This window comes from Myroides sp. LJL116, from assembly GCF_054871685.1.
Genome location: NZ_JBTXLR010000005.1, coordinates 1 through 21,535 on the forward strand (window position 1 = coordinate 1; position 21,535 = coordinate 21,535).

At 34.3% G+C, this 21,535-nt stretch carries 16 protein-coding genes and 1 riboswitch; of the genes, 6 read left to right on the plus strand and 10 right to left on the minus strand.

The window, feature by feature from the left end; all coding sequences use genetic code 11:
• Positions 1–170: 170 nt before the first annotated feature.
• The 5 genes from ACYSNM_RS05600 to ACYSNM_RS05620 form a co-directional block, all read right to left on the minus strand.
• Entirely contained in the window at positions 171–575 is a 405-nt protein-coding gene (locus tag ACYSNM_RS05600; protein ID WP_461755989.1) for a methylglyoxal synthase, read from the minus strand.
• Between the two features lie 10 nt (positions 576–585).
• Entirely contained in the window at positions 586–1,431 is an 846-nt protein-coding gene (locus tag ACYSNM_RS05605) for an N-acetylglucosamine kinase (protein ID WP_461755990.1), read from the minus strand.
• A 15-nt stretch (positions 1,432–1,446) separates the two neighbouring features.
• Positions 1,447–2,448 carry a type I glyceraldehyde-3-phosphate dehydrogenase gene (gap, locus tag ACYSNM_RS05610; protein WP_461755991.1) on the minus strand — a complete coding sequence of 334 codons (1,002 nt, stop codon included), beginning with the start codon at positions 2,446–2,448 and terminating at the stop codon, positions 1,447–1,449.
• Between the two features lie 46 nt (positions 2,449–2,494).
• Entirely contained in the window at positions 2,495–3,481 is a 987-nt protein-coding gene (pfkA, locus tag ACYSNM_RS05615) for a 6-phosphofructokinase (protein WP_461755992.1), read from the minus strand.
• 108 nt (positions 3,482–3,589) lie between these two features.
• The gene (locus tag ACYSNM_RS05620) at positions 3,590–7,942 is read right to left on the minus strand and encodes a translocation/assembly module TamB domain-containing protein (protein WP_461755993.1); all 4,353 of its coding nucleotides are present in this window, start codon (positions 7,940–7,942) and stop codon (positions 3,590–3,592) included.
• A gap of 270 nt (positions 7,943–8,212) precedes the next feature.
• Between ACYSNM_RS05620 and tsaD the strand changes: the two genes are divergently transcribed.
• From tsaD to punC, 5 genes are all read left to right on the plus strand, one after another.
• Positions 8,213–9,235, plus strand: coding sequence for a tRNA (adenosine(37)-N6)-threonylcarbamoyltransferase complex transferase subunit TsaD (gene tsaD, locus ACYSNM_RS05625; protein WP_461755994.1), 1,023 nt, complete (start codon positions 8,213–8,215; stop codon positions 9,233–9,235).
• Between the two features lie 16 nt (positions 9,236–9,251).
• Positions 9,252–9,959 carry a 16S rRNA (uracil(1498)-N(3))-methyltransferase gene (locus ACYSNM_RS05630; RefSeq protein ID WP_461755995.1) on the plus strand — a complete coding sequence of 236 codons (708 nt, stop codon included), beginning with the start codon at positions 9,252–9,254 and terminating at the stop codon, positions 9,957–9,959.
• Between the two features lie 17 nt (positions 9,960–9,976).
• Entirely contained in the window at positions 9,977–11,068 is a 1,092-nt protein-coding gene (locus ACYSNM_RS05635; RefSeq protein ID WP_461755996.1) for an AI-2E family transporter, read from the plus strand.
• Positions 11,069–12,244: a THUMP-like domain-containing protein gene (locus ACYSNM_RS05640; protein WP_461755997.1), complete on the plus strand. Its 1,176-nt coding sequence runs from the start codon at positions 11,069–11,071 to the stop codon at positions 12,242–12,244. It begins immediately after the preceding gene.
• 111 nt (positions 12,245–12,355) lie between these two features.
• A complete protein-coding gene (gene punC, locus ACYSNM_RS05645; RefSeq protein WP_461755998.1) occupies positions 12,356–13,525 on the plus strand; it encodes a purine nucleoside transporter PunC in 1,170 nt (389 codons plus the stop codon).
• Positions 13,526–13,580: 55 nt separating this feature from the next.
• Here punC and ACYSNM_RS05650 read toward each other — a convergent pair whose 3' ends face one another.
• The 4 genes from ACYSNM_RS05650 to ACYSNM_RS05665 form a co-directional block, all read right to left on the minus strand.
• Positions 13,581–14,846 (minus strand): aminotransferase class I/II-fold pyridoxal phosphate-dependent enzyme, encoded by a 1,266-nt coding sequence (locus ACYSNM_RS05650; RefSeq protein ID WP_461755999.1) that lies wholly within the window; start codon positions 14,844–14,846, stop codon positions 13,581–13,583.
• Positions 14,847–15,094: 248 nt separating this feature from the next.
• Positions 15,095–17,500 (minus strand): alpha-ketoacid dehydrogenase subunit alpha/beta, encoded by a 2,406-nt coding sequence (locus tag ACYSNM_RS05655; RefSeq protein ID WP_461756000.1) that lies wholly within the window; start codon positions 17,498–17,500, stop codon positions 15,095–15,097.
• A 266-nt stretch (positions 17,501–17,766) separates the two neighbouring features.
• Entirely contained in the window at positions 17,767–18,402 is a 636-nt protein-coding gene (locus ACYSNM_RS05660) for a nitroreductase family protein (protein WP_461756001.1), read from the minus strand.
• Positions 18,403–18,421: 19 nt separating this feature from the next.
• Positions 18,422–19,387, minus strand: a complete 966-nt coding sequence (locus tag ACYSNM_RS05665) for a phosphoribosylaminoimidazolesuccinocarboxamide synthase (protein WP_461756002.1) — start codon at positions 19,385–19,387, stop codon at positions 18,422–18,424.
• A 476-nt stretch (positions 19,388–19,863) separates the two neighbouring features.
• Positions 19,864–19,959, plus strand: a riboswitch (adenosylcobalamin-variant (AdoCbl-variant) riboswitch).
• A gap of 147 nt (positions 19,960–20,106) precedes the next feature.
• On the opposite strand from ACYSNM_RS05665, the gene ACYSNM_RS05670 reads away from it, so the two are divergent.
• Positions 20,107–20,529, plus strand: coding sequence for an acyl-CoA thioesterase (locus ACYSNM_RS05670; RefSeq protein ID WP_461754520.1), 423 nt, complete (start codon positions 20,107–20,109; stop codon positions 20,527–20,529).
• A 72-nt stretch (positions 20,530–20,601) separates the two neighbouring features.
• Here the strand turns inward: ACYSNM_RS05670 and ACYSNM_RS05675 are convergent, their stop codons facing one another.
• On the minus strand, positions 20,602–21,534 hold the full coding sequence (locus tag ACYSNM_RS05675; RefSeq protein ID WP_461756003.1) for a siderophore ABC transporter substrate-binding protein: 933 nt from the start codon (positions 21,532–21,534) through the stop codon (positions 20,602–20,604).
• Between the last annotated feature and the right edge of the window lies 1 nt (position 21,535).

Here is a 21,535-nt window from a genome sequence, read left to right on the forward strand (position 1 = left end):
CCCTTTTATACTATTCTCCCCATTTGAAATTATAGTTACTAAACGCAACTTAAATTCATAATTATATATCTGTTTTTTACTCATAAAAAATGCCCCAAAAAGTGTCTAACTTTTTGGGGCATGTCTAAATTGATAGGGTCTTTTTTTATAGGCTGTTTTTGCTCTTTAAACTATAGATTCTCTTTTGCTATTGCTTTATCCTCTAAACTACAAGCTAAAGCATCTAATAGCAATTGAGCTGTTGCTCTATTGGTACCTAAGGCGATATTGTGTACATCACATACCCTTAAAAGCATATTGATATCTGGCTCATGAGGATGCTTTCCAAGAGGATCCTTGAAAAACAAAACCATCTGGGTTTGTCCCTGTGCTACACGAGCTGCAATTTGAGCATCTCCTCCCAAGGGTCCAGATAACATACAATTTACCTCTAAACCTTGCTCTTGCACAAGTCCACCTGTGGTTCCTGTAGCCACTAGGGTAATTCCCTTACTAGCTAAGATCTGCTTATTTTGCACTACAAAACTCAGCATTTCTTTCTTTTTGGCATCATGGGCAATAATTGCTATTTCCATTATTCTAATTTTATTGGTGAAATTCAATAAGCCCATCCAAAGGCTTTTGGACAAACTTACCTATTTGAATTTGTTTTTGTTCTAGCGCTTTTTTAAACTCTTCTTGTAAGAGAAAAGCTACTGACCCTACAAAATTCACTTTACAATCTTTTGTAAACGGATGGTCTTTTAAGTAATCTTTTATAAAGTAATCCAATTCCTTTTCAATCATTTCTACAAAAAAAGGATGGTCCTTATGCTTTATTAAAAATGGCAAAAAACTAGCCATATAAGCATTTGGATTTTCTTGTTTATAGAAGTTATACTTCACTTTATCGGCATCTAACCCATACTCCTTATCAAAGTCCAAGGACAATTGTTTAGGCATTACTTCTAGAAAGTAACTCTTTAAGATTTGTCTACCAAAAGAGCTTCCACTACAATCATCCATAGCCATATAGCCTAAAGATTCAATTAGCGGAGTCACTTGATGACCGTCAAAATAACTCACATTAGAACCTGTACCATTTATACAAACAATCCCCTTGTCCCCTTTTCCAAGCAAAGCGTAGATAGCAGCATAAGTATCCTCGTGAACTTCTATTGTTTTACAATTAACAAAGAAGCTACTTAAAAGACGTTTAACCATCGACTTTGTTCGCAAAGAACCGCAACCAGCTCCATAGAAATAGATACTAGTGACCTTTGAGCTAATTTGCTCTAGTTGTTGATTTTGCTCTAAACGAGAAGTGAATTCGCGATCTGTGAGGACCTCAGGATTTAACCCTAAAGTTGCAATAGGTTCCGATACAAAGCCAACAGAATCTAATGCAATCCAGTCTGCTTTAGTAGAACCACTGTCTACAATTAATTTCATGTATTTTTAAACGTGTTATTTTACCTGGTTTAGAACAATTGCCATATCAATCATCTTTGCAGAATAACCGTACTCATTGTCATACCAACCAACAAATTTAAAAAAAGTATCATTTAATGCAATACCTGCCTTAGCATCTATTATACAAGTATGAGGATCCGATACAAAGTCTTGACTCACTACATCTTCTTCCACAAAAGCCAAAATTCCTTTTAAATGCGTCTGACTAGCTTGTTTGAAAACATCCATCACTTCTTGGTAAGATGTTTTCTTAGCCAATTTAACGGTTAAATCCACCACAGATACATCCGCAGTTGGAACCCTCATGGACATACCAGTCAATTTTCCTTCTATCTCAGGAATTACTTTACCTACAGCTTTTGCAGCTCCAGTGGAGGCAGGAATAATATTTACAAGAGCAGATCTTCCTCCTCTAAAATCTTTTTTAGAGGGTCCATCTACTGTATATTGAGTAGCAGTTGCAGCGTGAATAGTAGTCATCAATCCTTCTACAATTCCAAAGTTATCCTCTAATACCTTAGCCATTGGTGCTAAACAGTTTGTAGTACAAGAAGCATTAGATATAATAACATCCTTCGGAGTTATTTTATGCTCATTTACTCCCATTACAAACATTGGAGCATCTTGAGAAGGAGAAGATATCAGTACCTTTTTAGCTCCTGCATCTATATGGGCTTGGGCTGTGTCTAAGTCTTTAAATATTCCTGTACAATCTGCAACTACATCCGCCTTTACCTTATCCCATTGCAATTGTAAAGGATCCTTTAAGTTTGTCACTCGGATTCTATTTCCGTTGACAATCAAATCTCCGTTATCAATGTGTACTTCTCCTTGGAATCGTCCATGTACGGAATCGTATTTTAGCAAGTAAGCCAACTGCTCTACACTCATTAAATCATTTACAGCAACAATTTCAACATCTTGTCTTTTTACTGCTTCTCTTAACATTAAGCGTCCAATACGCCCAAATCCATTAATTCCTATTCTTGTTTTCATATATTTTTTATTTTTTTTTGGAAAATTGTCTATTTTACTCTTTACACTAGATGGTGATTATATCTGATACGCGAAGTAATTCTTGGTCAATAGGAGAATGTCCTTTTACTGCCTTTTTAAGTGGAGTTAAAGCTACTTGGTCATTGATAAGCCCGACCATTACATTAGCCTTTCCTTCTAGTAGAGTTTCTACGGCCTTCACGCTTAATCGAGAAGCCAATACTCTATCAAAACACGAAGGAGCTCCTCCCCTTTGCATATGACCTAAAACGGATACTCTCACCTCATAATCCGGTAGATTATCCTCTACATATTGTCCTAACTCAAAAACATTCTTACCCAGTTTTTCACCTTCGGCAACAATTACAATACTAGAGGATTTACCGCTCTTTTTACTTCGAGCTAAAGATTCTAATAAGCGCTCCATACCTAGGTTTTCTTCAGGAACAATAATTTCCTCTGCTCCAGCTCCTATACCGGCATTTAAAGCAATATGTCCAGCATCTCTTCCCATTACCTCTACAAAGAATAAACGTTTATGAGAACTAGCTGTATCGCGAATCTTATCCACTACATCCACCACTGTATTACAAGCTGTATCAAAACCAATGGTATGACTCGTTCCAAAAATATCATTATCTATAGTTCCTGGGATACCAATAACAGGTAAATCAAATTCCTTACTAAGCGCCATTCCTCCATTAAAGCTTCCATCTCCTCCTATGATAATTAAAGCATCTATTTGGGCAGCTTTTAAATTATCATATGCTTTTTGACGGCCTTCTTTTGTTCTGAATTCTTGGCAGCGGGCTGTTTTTAAAATAGTACCTCCCTTATTTAAGATATAATGCACATCTCTAGGTCCTAAAGGTTCAAAATCTGCATCAATCAAACCTTGGAAACCTCTATAGATTCCAGCACACTCCACATTATGGTAACTACAAGCTCTTACAATTGCTCTAATAGAAGCGTTCATACCTGGGGCATCCCCCCCGCTTGTTAATACACCTATCTTTTTAATTTCTTTACTCATACATTCATGCTTTTGAGTAAATTTAATAAAAAATACTTTCTTTAACAATAAAAGCCCTCTTAAATACCATGACTTAAGAGGGCTTTTATTGCATTTTCTGTAATATTTTTACCTAGAATTGTTTTTATTTCGATTTTCATAAAACTGAATGAAATCCCGATTAAATCCAGAATCCGGTAATTCTTGGGTTCGATTCTTTTCTGGCTCCTTTTTCTTAGATTTTTTATCCTTTTCTCTTTTATCAGCTTGCTTTAAAATCGTTGCCAATAGCTCCTTAAAGGTATCAAAGTCTACTTCATAAGTTAATCCGACCCCTTGGGTATAACCTATACCTTCTCCAATATAGTTAATATCATTTTCTCTATTGAAAAACCTAGCATTTAAGTTTCCTTCTTCGGTAATACGCAAAAGCACCTCTACATCCCCAACAATAACGGATTGTTCTTCTCCCCCAACAGGAACTCCAAGTTTTCCATTCACGCTAATGCGATCGTTTACCTTAGTGGAGAAAGTAACTCCTAAACGCCCTTCTGTTTGTGTATAAGGGTTTCTTTCCCCTTGAGCATAATTTAGCCCTACTTTAAACTTATCATCCTCATCACTAAATAAATCATCAAAGATACTAGAAGCTCTTTCAAATAAACTTCCTGCTAGTGCAGTAGAAGAATTATCCGAAGAGAAGAAAGAACCTGTAGCCAATAAGGCCATCGCTTGTCTTTCCCTCATATCTCTATCACTTAAACGGTAGTCTAGTTCTGATTTTACCACGGAGGTAACCGTTGGAAAATAAATCTCAAAATCTACCTCTGGATTACTTAAACTTCCATTTAGAACAATAGCTACATCGGTAGGTACTTTTCTATTGATAATGGAGTTATCAATAATTACACTAGGATTGGCCTCAGTATGATAAATGGCTTGTAAATCTAAAATGGCATTCATCGGGTCTCCATCCCAGCGTATAGTTCCATACCTTTTTACCACGAATTTCTTATCAATCAGTCCTCCGTATTTAAAATTATACTCTCCTTCATAGGCTTGGAAGTCACCCCACATATTGAACTTACCAAGAGTGTTGATTTCCATGGTGATAAATCCTGCTCCTCTACCCTTCATAGCATGACCTGATTCTCTGTCTAATATAATTTCGATTTCCGCATCAGGAGTAATTACAAACTCAAAGTCGAGTTCTATACCACTGTTTTGATATCTATAATAATCATTACCTCCTTCTTTTTTCCTTCTAGCTTTTTCCTGTGGAGAAATAAAATGAATATAATTATTCTCTCCATTGCTTTGAGCCTCTTTCAAAGGAATTTTAATAAAAGTTCCCTTATTAGAAGTAGCAGCAATATTAATACGAAGCATATTAACTGGCCCGGTTAAACTAGCGCTACCATTTATGTAAGCTGTTCCATAATAGATACTCCCTTGTGAAAAATTAGTATCTAAGGCTAAAAGGTTCGCAGAGGACATACTTAAGTTTAATACCCAGTCCTTAAACATTTTATGGCTCACATCTCCTTCAATAATTCCCTGGGTTTGAAATTTTGTATCGGAAATACGAGCTCGCCTGAAAATGAATTGTTTTTCTGTTATATCTAAAGGAGTATTCTGCTCAAAGGCATAATCTACTCCTGTAAACTTAGAAGTCATTCCCGCATTATTCAAATACACTCTACCATTGACCTCGGGATCAGAAGGTGTTCCTTGAATACTTATTTTACCTGAAGCATCTCCCCTTAGATTAGATAAAACACTAGACAATAAAGGTCCTATAGGTTGCATGGTAAAATCATCAAAACCAGCCTCTAAATTAAAATAGGTTTTCTTTTGAAATAAATTAATGTCCCCTCTTAAAAAGAAATGCTCTTTATCTTTATGCAAGATATTGGCATCCACCACAAAGTTATCCAAGCGTTGATTTCCATCGACATTAAAGTTCATATCCCCTAAAAGAAACTTATTGATAGCTAAAGAGTCTATTTGCAGGTTTACACTTGGGTGATAAAGTTCTTTTTGCTGAGAGAAATGAACCTCTCCATCGATTTTACCAGAGAAAGCAATGTTTTCTATCTCCGGAGTAATCTTAGCTAAATCTACTTTATCAAAGGCTAAATCCAAATGCTTATAAGTGGAATCTCTCATCACTCCAGCAAAACTAACTTTTTGATTACCATGGGAGAAATTAATTTCCTCAATGGTAAAGTCGGTTAATTTTTTATTGAAGACCACTTTATTTAAAGTGTCTTGATGCTGATTTATAGTCCATAAAAAGTCTTTAAAAACTACTTGACTCTCTTTGAATCCAACCACAGATAAATTCTGATCATTAATGGTGTGGTATAAGTTTAACTTATAGTCATCCTTACTGTTTTTACCTCCTTTAAACTCAGAACGAACAAATAAAGTATCGTTATAGGTTACATTTAATAAATTAAAGTCAGCAATTTTATAAGAACTATTCCTAACACTATCGATGCTGATAAAAGTATTGTATAAAGGATTATTGTTGTTGACATTTAGGTTGGTATTATAAAAGGTAATACCGCTTAAGGCAAAATTAGACGAGTTGAATTTTAATTTAAATTGCTTTAAATCATTATTGATTACCCCCTCTAAATGACTCTTATCTGCCACTGTTAACTGAGGTAAGAAAACTTCGATTAAACTATTATGTACAGAAATATCAAAATCAATATACTGTCCTTGAGCGATAGGATAAGGGTTGTAGTTTGTATACAAACTACCTAGTGCATTGGTAAACAATGCCTTTAAATCTTTAAACTTATACTTTCCTATAATATATCCTTCAATTGCCTTAGTAGAATGTATAGAAATACTTCTTTCTTGATTTTCATTAAAAAAGGAGTTTACCTTAAAATTGTCAAATACATAATTATCTTTAGTATTGTTGTAAAGGGCAGAGTTTACACTAAACTCCCCTTGTAGATCATCTATGGTATTTCCACTAGCCTTTAATTTAAAGTCTCCCCTAAACATAGAAATACTGTCATTTACTAGCTTTAAGGCAAATAAGTCCGCATACTTTACATCTGCAACAAAATCATAATTCTTCTCAAGAGTACTAAGGTCAATTTTACCATTAAAATCCATTTGTAGATTTGGATCACTTAAATGTAATAACCCGTGAAAGGTTGGCATTTTCATGGTCCCATCTACTGCTATCTTGGTATAGCGATAATCTCCAAATTGAAACGAATACACATCTCCTTTTACACTAGTATTTAAAGCCTCTTGGTTAAAGCCTACTCCATCTACTAAAAGGTCTAAAGAAGTTAATCCTACCTGTTTCTGCTGTAAAAACGTACCTAAATCAAATTTATCTAATATAATATTACCTTTATACTGAGCAGTATAAGGATCATCTAAATTTACAATATCCAACACTGCCGAGGCCTTACCAATATTACTTAAGATGCGAATATCTGACTCTAAAGTTCGCTTGGTAAGGGTTATATCTCCTCTTAGATCCACTAGTCCCATATGTTGTAATTGCTCTGGGAGTAAACCACTTAAAGTTTTAGGCATTAGAGTCACTAAGTTACTCCTTGTAGTTTGTAGGCGGTCCAGGCTAGTAGTCATCCAAAATGGTGCAATAGGATCAAAGACATTTTTAAAGGCGAAATAACCTTGAATCTGAGAGTTATTTTGATCAATTACCCTAGCATTAGATAAAGTGAAATTATTCATTGGACCTTTCATGGTTCCACTGATATATAACATCTTATTTGGAGAAAACTCATTGGCGAAAACGTTGATATCCGAAGTATTTACGTTGGCTTTTTCAATGTAAAAATCCCAATTCACCTTATCGGTGAAATACTTCATATCTCCTGGATTAAAGCTAAATAGCAAATCTCCTTTAATAAAGGATTTATCGGTTTGAATAAACATATTATCCACTGAAATCGAGGTCTTACTCAGACCAAAGTCTCCTTTAAGATCTCTAATATTCATTCCCCAATTATCCTTAAAATCCCCCGAATCAATATGAGCATAAATATTAGGACCATGGATTTTAAAGTCTTTTACTAAACCATCTAAAGACTGAAAATCAATAGCTACTACCTCCTTGGCATTATCATCCGATATAATCAGATGTCCATTTTTTAAAGCAATACTCTTAGCCTCTAACTTAAAACTTCCATCTCCAGGCTTTCCATTATCAAAAGCATTGATTAAATAATCAATATTGGAAAATTCTTCTTCTTTATATTTATGGATATTTAAAAATAAATCTTCAATACTAGAATCATCTAAGAAAATTTGCCCAGTCTTTAAAGCCTCGTAGTTGGCAATTTTGGTAGATACTTTTCCAATCTCAATAAATTTCAAATCGTGATTATCCGTAGCACTCACCCCTTTTAAAGTGATATTTCCAAACAAGTCTATAGCGATTCCATCAATTCCTATATTGGTAGAAAAGGTAGTATTCACTTTTTCAACTGCAATTCGAGCTAAAAAACTTTGTACCCAAGGCAAAGTTAGCCCCAGGGATAAAACCACCGCTAAAGTTAGAATAGCAAGTATAGTGCGAAAAACTATTTTTTTAAATTTTTTGATAACGTATAATGTTTTAAATTTGCGCTTAAAATGCGCCCAATTTTCTGGGGTCTGCAATTAGCAAATTTAGTTATTTTAAAGACTTGTATGCAATAATTCAGCAGATATAATTTTTCATTACAAACAATTACATTACCATATAAAATGTCCACAAAACCTACTTATATTCTAGCCATTGAAAGCTCTTGCGATGATACATCGGCAGCTGTGATGCAAGATAACAAAGTTCTTTCAAATGTAGTAGCACAACAACAAATCCATGAGCAATATGGAGGAGTAGTTCCTGAGCTAGCCTCTAGAGCTCACCAGCAAAACATTGTACCTGTGGTAGATGTAGCTTTACAAAAGGCAGGAATAACTAAAAATGATTTAAGTGGTATTGCCTTTACCCAAGGTCCAGGACTAATGGGTTCTTTATTAGTAGGAGGCTCTTTTGCTAAGTCCATGTCCCTAGCACTAGGTATTCCTTTACTTGCTGTAAATCATATGCATGCTCATATTTTATGCCACTTTATAGAAGAAGAAGAATTTGACAAGCCAACTTTTCCTTTTTTAGCTCTTACTATCTCAGGTGGACATACCCAAATTGTTCAAGTAAATAGTTTCTTTGATTTAGAAATATTAGGACAAACAACAGATGATGCTGTAGGAGAAGCTTTTGATAAAACAGCTAAAATCCTTGGTTTTCCTTACCCTGGAGGTCCGCTTATCGACAAATGGGCGCAACAAGGAAATCCTAAGGCCTTTACTTTTACAAAGCCAAAAGTGGATGGTTTAAACTTTAGTTTTAGCGGACTAAAGACACAAATCCTATACTTCATTCAGAAAAACCAAGCAGCTAACCCAGATTTTATTGAGCAAAACAAAGCCGATATCTGCGCAAGTATTCAACATACCATAGTTGAGATCCTTATGGATAAGGTGAAATTAGCTATAAAGCAAACTGGCATTAAGCAAGTTGCCATAGGCGGAGGAGTTTCAGCAAACTCAGGAATTAGACAAGCCTTACTTTTAGCACAAAAAAAGCACCATTGGAAAGTGTATATCCCTAAATTTGAATATACCACCGACAATGCTGCAATGATTGGAATTGTAGGATATTACCGTTTTAAAGAATCTCTATTTGCAGATTCTTCCGTAGTATCTAAAGCTAGAATTGAATTTTAACAAAAAAAGCCTGATTATGCAATTATTTTATTCCCCTGATATAAGTCAAGACCAAGATACTTTTACTTTTGACAAAGAAGAAAGCAAACATATTGTTCGTGTATTGAGAAAGAAAAGTGGCGACATCCTACACGTAAGTGATGGAAAAGGAACCTTATTCACTACTCAAATTACCCTTGAATCGGATAAAAAATGTGTTACGAAAATCATTGATTTTCAAAAGGACCCCCTTACAAAACACCGTATTCACATTGCTGTAGCTCCTACAAAAATGAATGAAAGGTATGAGTGGTTCTTAGAAAAAGCTACAGAAATTGGCGTAAATGAAATAACACCAATTATTTGTGAGCATTCGGAAAGAAAGATAGTGAAAATGGAAAGGTTTGAAAAGATAGTACAATCGGCAATGAAACAATCTTTGCAGAATTACCTACCAAAACTCAATGAACCAATTTCCTTAAAAGATTTTCTAAACCAAGAATTTTCAGGCGATTTATATATTGCACACTGCGAAGAGGATAAAGAAAAAACTTTATTGAAAAACGCTATCACACCAGATAAAAATTACTTACTTTTAATAGGTCCAGAGGGAGACTTCTCGACAAAGGAAATTAAACAAGCAATAGAAAAAGGTTTTACACCTGTTTCTCTTGGACACACGCGATTAAGAACTGAAACAGCAGCCGTTGTAGGTGTGCACAGTTTTGTTTTCGCTAACCAATAAATTTATTTTTAAACACTATGGTAACTTCCAAAATTATTTCTAAAGGTATTGTAAGGGCGGTATTAGTCCTTTTTGCAATTGCAGCTCTGGGCTGTTTACTTTACGTAATAACACCTTTATTTATATACATGGGATTTGCCTTTGTACTGGCTTTAATTGGAAACCCAATTGTAGTATTACTAAGGAAAAGATGTAAATTCTCCAAAATATTATCCGTAAGTATTACTATACTTATTTTTCTGGCCTTTTTTGTTGGATTTATTTTTATGTTTATCCCACTGTTTACTACCCAGGCACATAATTTATCGGTACTAAACAACTCTCACCTTCAAGAAGACTTTAATGGTCTAGTTAGTAAAATAGACTTTTACTTCTCTACCAAGGGAGTAAATCTGAATCAGGTTATAGAAAATAGTAATTTGCGATCTCCTTTTAAATTGGATTTCGTACCTGATTTATTTAATACCCTTTTAGGAGCTATTAGCCAGTTTGGAATCGGTGTATTTGCTATTTTATTTATTGCTTTCTTTTTCCTAAAAGACAAAGTAGTACTAGAATACCAATTCAAAAAAGCCTTCCCCTTAAAGCATGAGAACAAAGTGATTAGCTCCATAGATAAGATAAACACTTTATTATCTAGGTACTTTATTGGGTTATTAACCCAAACCTGTATAATTTTCATTTTATCTTTTATCCTACTGGCATCCGTTGGGGTGAATGGCTCTTTAATGATTGCCTTTTTATGTGCACTTTTAAATCTAATACCTTATATAGGCCCTTTAATTGGAAATGGTCTAGCCATTATATTTACCATGTTGAGTTTCTTGGGAGATAACTTCACAGAAGTTACTTTACCAAAAGCACTAACGGTATTGATTGGCTTTTTAATTATTCAATTAATTGACAATGTCATCAACCAACCTTTAATATTCTCGAATAGCGTAAAATCACACCCTCTAGAAATTTTCTTTGTGATTTTAGCCTGTGGTATGCTTGGTGGAATATTTGGAATGATAGCCGCAGTTCCTTTTTATACTTGTCTAAAGGTGATTGGAAAAGAATTCCTGCCCAATGTGCGCTTTATACAAATACTAACAAAAAAATTATAATTGAAAACAGCACTTTTACAACAAGAAGTACAAGAATTTATAGAGCAAAATTTAGCCTCGAATGTGCAGAAATTGGCTTTAAAAAAAAGCCCTTTCTCCCATCTATCTATGGCAGATTTACTGCCACAAATAGAGTCTAAACAAAGAGCTAAAAATAAGCTACCATTATGGTATGCTACCAAAAATATTTTATTTCCAAGTAAATTATCTATCGAACAAACCTCCTCTGAACCATGTGCTCAATACAAAGCTAGCTTAGTAAAGGGAGATTCATTAGTTGATTTAACAGGAGGATTTGGTATAGATAGTTACTATTTCTCTAAAAACATACAAAAGCTAACCCATATTGAAATGCAAGAGGAGTTAAGTCAAATTGCTCAGCATAACTTTAAGGAGTTTGTCCAAACAAACATTGAATGTATCTGTGCAAATAGCATAGAATACATCCGAGATGCAGATCAAAAATGGGATTATATTTACCTGGATCCAGCACGAAGAAATGATGCAAAACAAAAGGTTTTTCTTCTAAGTGACTGTACTCCTAATGTAGTAGAACATCTAGATCTATTGTTTTCTAAAACCAATACTATACTGGTAAAAACCGCGCCTCTTTTAGATATACAAGCCGGTTTAAAAGAACTTTCTAATGTAAAGCAAGTACATATAGTTGCCTTAAACAACGAAGTAAAAGAACTACTTTGGGTAATAGAAAAAGACTACACACAAGAAGTAGAATTAATCGCTGTAAATATTCAAAAGGACAAAACAGATAGTTTCACAGTTAGCCTTTCCCAAGAGTGTAATGCAAAATTTAGAGATCTGTCCCTTTATCTTTATGAGCCTAATGCTGCTTTATTAAAAACAGGGAAGTTTGATTGTATTTCAGCAATTTTCGACATTGGCAAACTACACCAACACTCCCATTTATATACCAGTAGTGAGTTAATATCCTTTCCAGGTAGAAGTTTTAAAGTTCTTTCCACTCACCTTTATAATAAAGCAAATACAAAAGAACACTTACAGGGAATCAAAGCAAATTTAACCACGCGTAACTTCCCTTTAAAAGTAGAGGAAATACGAAAAAAATGGAAAGTAAAAGAAGGTGGAGATATCTATATCTTTTTCACCACCTTGCGTAATGAACAGAAAGTTTTCATTATTTGTCAAAAAATATAATGTACAAAAGGCTAAAGAAAACTCTTTAGCTTTTTTGTTTACACAACATTAGGTAAGTCCTTTAACACAAAGCTTATCAAAACATATTATCCAATTAAAATTATAAACTAAATGAATAAAATTAAAAATAATACATTTTTTTTAATCTACTTAACCGGACTAAGTATTATAGGCTTCCTTGCCACAGATATGTACTTACCTGCCTTTGATACCATGAAAAATGACCTTGGTACAGAAAAGTCGCTTATTGGGGCAAGTTTAACCTTATTTTTAGGAGGGTATGCTTTAGCCCAATTATTCTGGGGACCTCTTTCGGATAAAATAGGGAAACCAAGAGTTATCTTAATTGGCCTTAGTATCTTTGCCATAGCTAGTATTGCTATCTTTTTCAGCACTAACATCTATACTTTATTAATCTTTAGATTATTACAGGCCTTTGGAGTTTGTGCAGGAGCTGTTTCCTGGCAAGCATTGGTTATAGAAAAATACCCAAAGGAACAAACCAATAGGGTATTTGCTACTATTATGCCACTTGTAGCATTATCACCTGCTTTAGCACCTCTATTAGGAGTGTATATATTACAGTATTTTGGTTGGGAGTATATCTTTATATTTTTAGCTATACTTGCTATTGCCCTAATGTTTTACACATTAACTCTAGGGAATGACACCCCAAAACAACAACCAAAAGACACCCAACAGGGCTACTACCCTATCTTAAAAAATACTGATTTTTTGGGTAATGTTCTAATTTATGCAGTTTGTTCAGGTACCTTTTTTGCATGGCTTACCGGTTCTCCTTTCTTTTTAAAAGAATTAGGTTATAACGAAGCTGAAATAGGTCTTAGTTTTATTCCACAAACAATTGCATTCTTACTAGGAGGATATGGATATAGAAGTATTTCTCAAAAGGTAGAAGCAAAAAAGCTAATGCCTTATTTACTAACCACCTACAGTCTGTGTGTTATTGCTCTTTTAGCCCTAGCCTTATTTACCACACCAACTTTACTTACCCTTATGATTCCATTTTGTTTAATGGCCTTGGTAAATGGAGCTAGCTACCCCATTGCAGTTGCTCAGGCATTACAACCCTTTAAACAAAACTCAGGAAAAGCCTCTGCATTACAAAATACCATTCAACTTGGAACTTGTTTCATTGCCAGTGCGATAGTGTCTGTATTCTCTCAAAATGCCCTGCTAACAACGTGTATTGTAATGGCTAGTACAGTCTTTTTCGTTTATCTAGGCTATAAAATATCCAATAAGAATTCTACATTATAAACAAAAAAAGGAGCCATTAAAAATGGCTCCTTCTTATTTTTGTATCATCTATAAATTATGCATTAGAAACATCTACTGTTGTAGCTTCTGCAATTCTTTTATATTCTCCACTTACTAATTTTTCACGAATTCCTTCGTAAGCTTTAAGTGTTTGATCAATATCTTCTTTAGTATGCATCGCTGTAGGGATCATACGTAGTAAGATGATTCCTTTAGGAATTACTGGATAAACAACAATTGATAAGAAAATATTGTAATTCTCTCTTAAGTCGTTTACCATTACCATTGCCTCTGGAATACTTCCTTTTAAATAAACAGGAGTAACACAAGTGTTTGTATCACCAATATCAAATCCTCTTTCTTTAAGACCATCTTGAAGCATGTTTACGTTTTCCCATAATTTTGCTTTCATTGAAGGATTCTCTCTTAAAAGCTCTAATCTTTTTAAAGCTCCTAATGTGAAAATCATTGGCAATGATTTAGCAAACATCTGAGAACGTAGGTTGTACTTTAAGTAATCAATGATATCTTGATCAGCTGCCACAAAAGCACCGATAGAAGCCATTGATTTTGCAAAAGTTGAGAAGTACACATCAATTCCATCTTGACATCCTTGCTCTTCTCCAGCACCAGCACCAGTAGCACCTAATGTACCGAATCCATGAGCATCATCCACTAAAAGACGGAAGTTATACTTTTCTTTTAAAGCAACTATTTCTTTTAATTTCCCTTGCTGTCCTCTCATCCCGAAAACACCTTCTGTGATCACTAAAATACCTCCACCTGTAGTTTCAGCCATTTTAGTTGCACGCTCTAAGTTTTTCTCAAGACTCTCAATGTCATTGTGCATATAAGTAAAACGTTTACCCATATGTAAACGAACACCATCAATAATACAAGCGTGTGAATCTACATCATATACAATTACATCATTCTTTGTAACTAATGCATCGATGATAGAAACCATTCCTTGATAACCGAAATTTAAAAGGTAAGCTGCTTCTTTGTGTACAAAAGCCGCTAACTCATCTTGTAATTGTTCGTGCATTGTTGTGTGCCCAGACATCATACGTGCTCCCATTGGGTAAGCCGCTCCATACTCTTGCGCCGCCTCAGCATCTGCTCTTCTCACCTCTGGGTGATTTGACAAACCTAAATAGTCATTGATACTCCAGTTAATAACTTCTTTTCCATGAAACATCATACGATTTGACAAAGGTCCTTCTAATTTAGGAAACACATAATATCCCTCCGCTTGTGAAGCCCATTTTCCTAAAGGTCCTTTATTTTTCTGTATTCTGTCAAATAAATCGTTTACCATAATATAACTATGTTTAAAAAACAAATGCAAAATTAATCATATTTTGTATGCTTTCATAATAAAAGCGAAACATTTATTTGCATAAATCTATCTAAAATTAAAATAAAAAATTAATTTTCACAAGAATTTTACTTATATTCTGTGTGAAGACTACTAAATAGACCGAGCCGTTGATCAACTTGGTCAGTAAAATACCTTATTGGTATAAAAGCAGAAACCTTCCATAATTGGAAGGTTCCTATGTATCTTTAATACAAACTTGGATATAAACTAGGGTTTACTTCATGCATCATTGCGTATACCTTTTCAAAGATATCTTCGCTAGATGGTTTACAGAAGTAATCTCCATCAGTTCCATATGCAGGACGGTGAGCTTTAGCACTTAATGTACTTGGTTCACTATCTAAATGCATATATGCTCCTTGTTCTTCTAAAATTTTCTGTAATAAGTAAGCTGAAGCACCGCCTGGAACATCCTCATCTACTACTAGTAAACGATTTGTTTTAGCAATACTCTTTACTGTATCGTGATTAATATCAAAAGGAAGTAAACTTTGAGCATCAATAATCTCTACTTCAATTCCTACCTCTGCTAATTCATTTGCTGCTTGTTCTACTAAACGCAAAGTAGATCCGTAAGAAACAATAGTTAAATCACTTCCTTGGCGAATAGTTTCCACTACACCAATAGGTGTTTGTAATTCCCCTAAGTTATTTGGTAATTTTTCTTTTAAACGGTATCCATTTAAACATTCAATTAATAAAGCAGGCTCGTCTGATTTTAATAAAGTGTTGTAAAAACCTGCTGCCTTAGTCATATTACGAGGTACTAAAACATGCATACCACGAAGAGCATTAATGATCATTCCCATTGGAGAACCTGAATGCCAAATCCCCTCTAAACGGTGTCCTCTTGTACGAACAATTAGTGGAGCTTTTTGACGTCCTACTGTTCTGTACTGTAATGTAGCCAAATCATCACTCATGATTTGAATAGCATATAAAAGATAATCTAAGTATTGGATTTCTGCAATTGGACGTAATCCTCTCATAGCCATTCCAATTCCTTGACCTAAAATGGTAGCCTCGCGAATACCCGCGTCACTTACTCTATTTAAACCGTGTTTATCTTGAAGACCTTCTAGACCTTGGTTAACATCTCCAATGTTTCCACTGTCTTCTCCGAAGATCATCACATTTTTATTATTAGTAAAGATATGATCGAAGTTATCTTTTAAAATAACTCTTGCATCTACCTCAGGTGCATCTTGATCATATTGTGGCTTAACCTCCTCAATAGTAAGAGCACTTAAATCGGATTCACTCATTAAGTTCGAGCTGAATCTAGGTTGATTTGTTAAGAAATAATCTTTAATAAAATCTACTAAAGGCGCTTTATTACCTTGTTTTATAACCATGCGAAGAACCTTTCTTGCAACTGATAAAACATCTTTGCGAATTGGCTCTTTAATTTGACTTAGATCTTGAGCTATCTTTTCAATTGCTTGTTGTTGCTCACTAGAAGCTGCAACTTGCTTTAATACCTCTACCAAGGTATTTCTCTCTGCAATAATTGGATTGATATAAGCTTGCCAAGCAGCTTTTTTACCATCTAAAACTTCTTTTTTAAGCTGTTTATCCAACTCATCTAATTCTTGCTCTGTAGAAAAACCTTGTTCGATAATCCACTTTCTCATCTGAAGTAAACAATCCATCTCTCTTTCCCATTCTAAGCGCTCTTTGCTCTTATATCTTTCATGAGATCCAGAAGTGGAATGTCCTTGTGGTTGGGTTAACTCATCCACGTGAATTAAAACAGGAACGTGCTCATCTCTTGCGATTTTAGATGCTTTTTCATAGGTTTTAATTAACTCTACATAATCCCATCCTTTAACGCGAAGAATTTCGTATCCTTTGCCATTTTTATCTCTTTGAAATCCTTTTAAGATTTCCGATATATTTTCTTTGGTTGTTTGGTATCTAGCATGTACAGATATTCCATATTGGTCATCCCATACACTCATTACCATAGGAACTTGTAATACACCTGCTGCGTTGATTGTTTCAAAAAACAATCCTTCCGAAGTGGAAGCGTTTCCAATTGTACCCCAAGCAATTTCGTTTCCGTTTACAGAAAAATTATTAGCTTTATCAGCCTCTGGAAATTCTCTATAATATTTAGAAGCTTGTGCTAATCCTAATAATCGAGGCATTTGTCCTGCTGTAGGAGAAATATCTGCACTCGAATTCTTTTGCTGTGTTAGATTTTTCCAATTCCCGTCTTTATCCAAACTGTGTGTAGCAAAATGCCCACCCATTTGTCTACCACCACTCATTGGATCATGCTCAATATTTGCATCTCCAAATAATCCAGCAAAAAACTGTTGAATTGACAATTGGCCAATAGCCATCATAAAAGTTTGATCACGGTAGTATCCTGAACGAAAATCACCATTTTGAAATGCTTTAGCTAAAGCTAATTGTGGCACTTCTTTTCCATCACCAAAAATACCGAATTTAGCTTTCCCAGTAAGTACTTCTCGCCTACCAAGTAAACTACATTCTCTACTGATTCTTGCTATTTTATAATCTTCTAATGCCTGCTCTTTAGTTACTACTAAAGGAAGGGTTTTGTTTTTTTGCTTTTGACTCATCGTAAAATTATCTTATTTACCGGTTACGAATATAGAATATTAAAGATAAAAAAGCTAACATTTAACACACCATTATTTAGAATAAAAAGAAAGGAGATTTACACATTAGATAATTTTACAAATAAAAAATTACACTTTTGATAATTTATGCCAATTTTTTAACTACCCAATAGGAATCTATCAATGTGGTTTTTTAAAAACTCCTTATATACTCTATAGGTAAACATAAAAAAAGCCCTTCTTGAAAGGAGGGCTTTTCATTGTTATTATCGAATAATAGTTAAGAAGTTTTCCATAGATTTTCTAACCTTTTTTAAAGGTAAAAGCCAATCATTTGCAGTATCTCGTTTACCTAAAGCTAGCACACTAACACTTTTCAAGCCTTTACTCTGTAAATTTAAATAAGCATCTAATTGATCATTGTGAAACCCTTCCATAGGAGAAGCATCTATTTTCAATTCAGCCGCTGCTGCAACAGCCATCCCTAATCCAATATAAGATTGACGTGCTGCATGATCAAATTGCTGGTCTGCATTTAGGGAAGAAAAATGAGCTTTTAAACTATTCTTATAGTCTAACATACTGTCTTTTTCCAATTCACGAGTCTTTTCCATATGATCAAAAACTTGATCTATACGTTCAGAACTATAGGTATCCCAAGCAACAAACACTAGTAAATCAGAACATTCCACTACTTGAGCTTGATTCATTATAATAGGAGACAACTCTTGTTTTACTTGTTGACTCTCGATCCAAATAACTTCAAAGGGTTGAAGTCCAGAAGAAGTCGGCGCTAAACGAGCTGCTTCGATGATATCCATTACCTGAGCCTTATCTAATTTCACATTAGCATCGTATCTCTTAGTTGCATATCGCCATTTTAAGGCTTGTAATAATTCCATATAAAAATATTTTTAGGGATTACTCCTCCCTATGTTCTTTAAAAAAGGTTTCAACATTATGTTGTATTCTAGCTAATGGGTCGCTATCGTCTGTTTTAACAAACTCACTGCCCATAATATGTTTGTATAACTCCATATACCTATGGGAAACAGATTCCACATATTCCTGACTCATAAAAGGCACCTTTTGACCAGGTTTACCACTAAATCCCTGCTCTAAAAGCCACTCGCGAACAAATTCTTTGGATAATTGTTTTTGAGGTAGATTATTTTCCTGACACTCTGTATAAGTATCTGCATAAAAATATCTGGAAGAGTCCGGAGTGTGAATTTCATCTATTAAAACAATTTCTCCATCGATTGTCTTACCAAATTCATACTTAGTATCTACTAAAAGCAATCCTTGTTTTAAAGCAATTTCTGAACCTCTCTCAAATAAAGCTCTAGTGTACTTTTCTAGTATAGCATAATCACTTTGACTTACAATCCCTTTTTGAATAATCTGCTCTGCAGAAATATCCATATCATGTAGTCCTAGGTCTTCTTTAGTAGAAGGAGTGATAATGGGAAATGGAAGTTTGTCATTTGGCTTTAAACCATTTGGCAACTCTACCCCACAAATAACTCTGTTACCACTTTGATATTCCCTAGCGGCATGACCTGCTAAATAACCTCGAATAACCATTTCTACTTTAAAAGGAGTACAAGCCTTTCCTACGATCACATTTGGATCTGGACACCCAATAAGCCAATTAGGAACTATATCCTTGGTTAACTCCATAAATCGAGTGGCAATTTGATTTAAAATCTGCCCTTTATAAGGAATTCCTTTAGGTAAAACCACATCAAAAGCAGAAAGTCTATCGGTTGCAACCATCACCAAATACTTATGGTCAATAGTGTAAACATCTCTTACTTTACCTTTGTAAACCGAAGTTTGATTTTCAAAAGAAAAATCAGTCTGTGTTATTGTGTTTTGTGTCATATGTAAAAATTGTGTAGTTCTTTTATTATTCCCTGTCTTTACAAGAATACTGCCTAAAAAAAGCCAGCAAAGCAAAGCTTTCACAAATCGAGTTGTACTAAGATAAGAAGTATTCCATAAAATACTACTATAAATAGAGAATACCCCCTACTTCTACCAAGCACCTTTGTAATTCAATACTACAAATTTAATAATTAAACTCTTTTATAGCTTTAGTAATTTATCTTTTTTTCACTACTTATATTAAAAAAATAAATTTTATATACTTTCCCTTACCTAAAACAAAATCAACAATCCTCCCCTTGTAGGGTAATTATCCAATTAACAGTACATAGAAACTTGATACAACAGCAGTAAAACCAATGAAAAAGAATGCTGATAAATAAAAATCAGCGATTTTATGATAAATAAAACATAAAAAACATTTTTTTTGCCTTTAGTTACTATCTTTGCACCAATAAAGTGACAAAACAACATTACTTTATTAGTTTGGGGAATCGTGTGAAACTCACGAACTGTCGCGCAACTGTGAATTAGAATTATATTTTAATAGTCAGACCACCAAAAAATCAAATACAAACCACCTGACTTTCGCGAATCAAAGTAACAGGATAGCTTCAACCTACACCATAGGTGGAAATTTGTTATCTATTGTTAGAATCTTTGACTAGCCTATTAAGACAGTGGGGTAAAAACTCAAAAAAAAACATTTAATTACTATGGAAAGTCAATTAACAAATAGAGAACAAAGAATCGCAAAAAAAATCAAAGATTCTCAAACCCATGTTTTCCGTGCAGTTTTCCCAGGACAAACTAATCACCACAATACTATGTTCGGTGGAGCGGTACTTTACATCATGGATGAAATTGCCTTTATGACAGCAACTCGCTTTTGTCGCAAGCCAATTGTAACAGTATCTAGTGATAAGGTAGATTTCAACCACCCTATTCCTGCAGGTACTCTAGTGGAGCTAATCGGAACAGTTACCAGAGTAGGAAGAACTAGTTTAGATGTTCGCGTGGATGTCTTTGTAGAAAGCATGTATAGAGAAGGACGTGAAAAAGCGATCACAGGAAACTTTACTCTAGTTGCTATTAACGAAAGTAAACGTCCAGTTCCTGTTATAGACGAAATAGATTAATTCTACCCAAAATATAGCACAAAAAAAAGCTTGTCTTTATAAGACAAGCTTTTTTTTATACTTAAGCTATAATTAGTTTACAGCATCTTCTATTTCTTCTACCATCATTTTAATAGACTTAAGTCCACCACCTGATAAGTACCAAACTTCTGCGTCTAAGAAAATAATTTTATCATTTTTATAAGCATTAGTTTGTTTAATAAGTTCGTTTGCAAATTCCTCTTTTGTCATTTTAGCACGCTTAACTGCAGCTCCTCTATCAATTACAAATAAGTAATCTGGGTTTACTTCTTTAATAAATTCATTAGAGATTGCTTGTCCATGGCTAGCAGCTTGAATATTAGTATCTGCAGGTTTTAAACCAAACACATCGTGAATAATTCCAAAACGAGACCCTTGTCCATAAACACTAAAACGACCTTCGTTTACTAGCACCATTAAAGCAGTTTTATCAGAGTCTTTAGTCAATTCATTAATATGAGCAATTCTTTTGTCAATATCCTCTAGTTCTTTCTCAACTTGGTCTTGTTTACCATAAAGCTCACCAATAATACGTTGATTGGCTTTAAAGGATTCCATATAATTCGCTGGATCAATCTCAAGATTGATAGTTGGAGCAATTTGGCTTAATTCATCATATAATGGAGCTTGTCTACCAGAAATAATAATAATCTCTGGATCCAATTCATTTACTTTCTCCAGGTTTGGATCTTTAATCCCACCAACATCTACAATAGAAGCATCTTTGCTATACTCTTGTAAATAAGAAGGTAAATTAGTTTTTGGAAGTCCTTTAACAGGAATATCTAATTCATCAAATGTATCTAAAGCACCATAGTTTAAAACTACTGCATTTTTAGGATCTTCTTTTACTTTAGTTTCTCCTGATAAGTGAGATACCGTAATTTGTTTTACATTAGGATCCTCTTGTTGGGTTTTAGTGTCTTTACAAGAAACCATAAGCCCTATTGATGCTGCTAAACAGCTTATTAAAAATTTATTCATG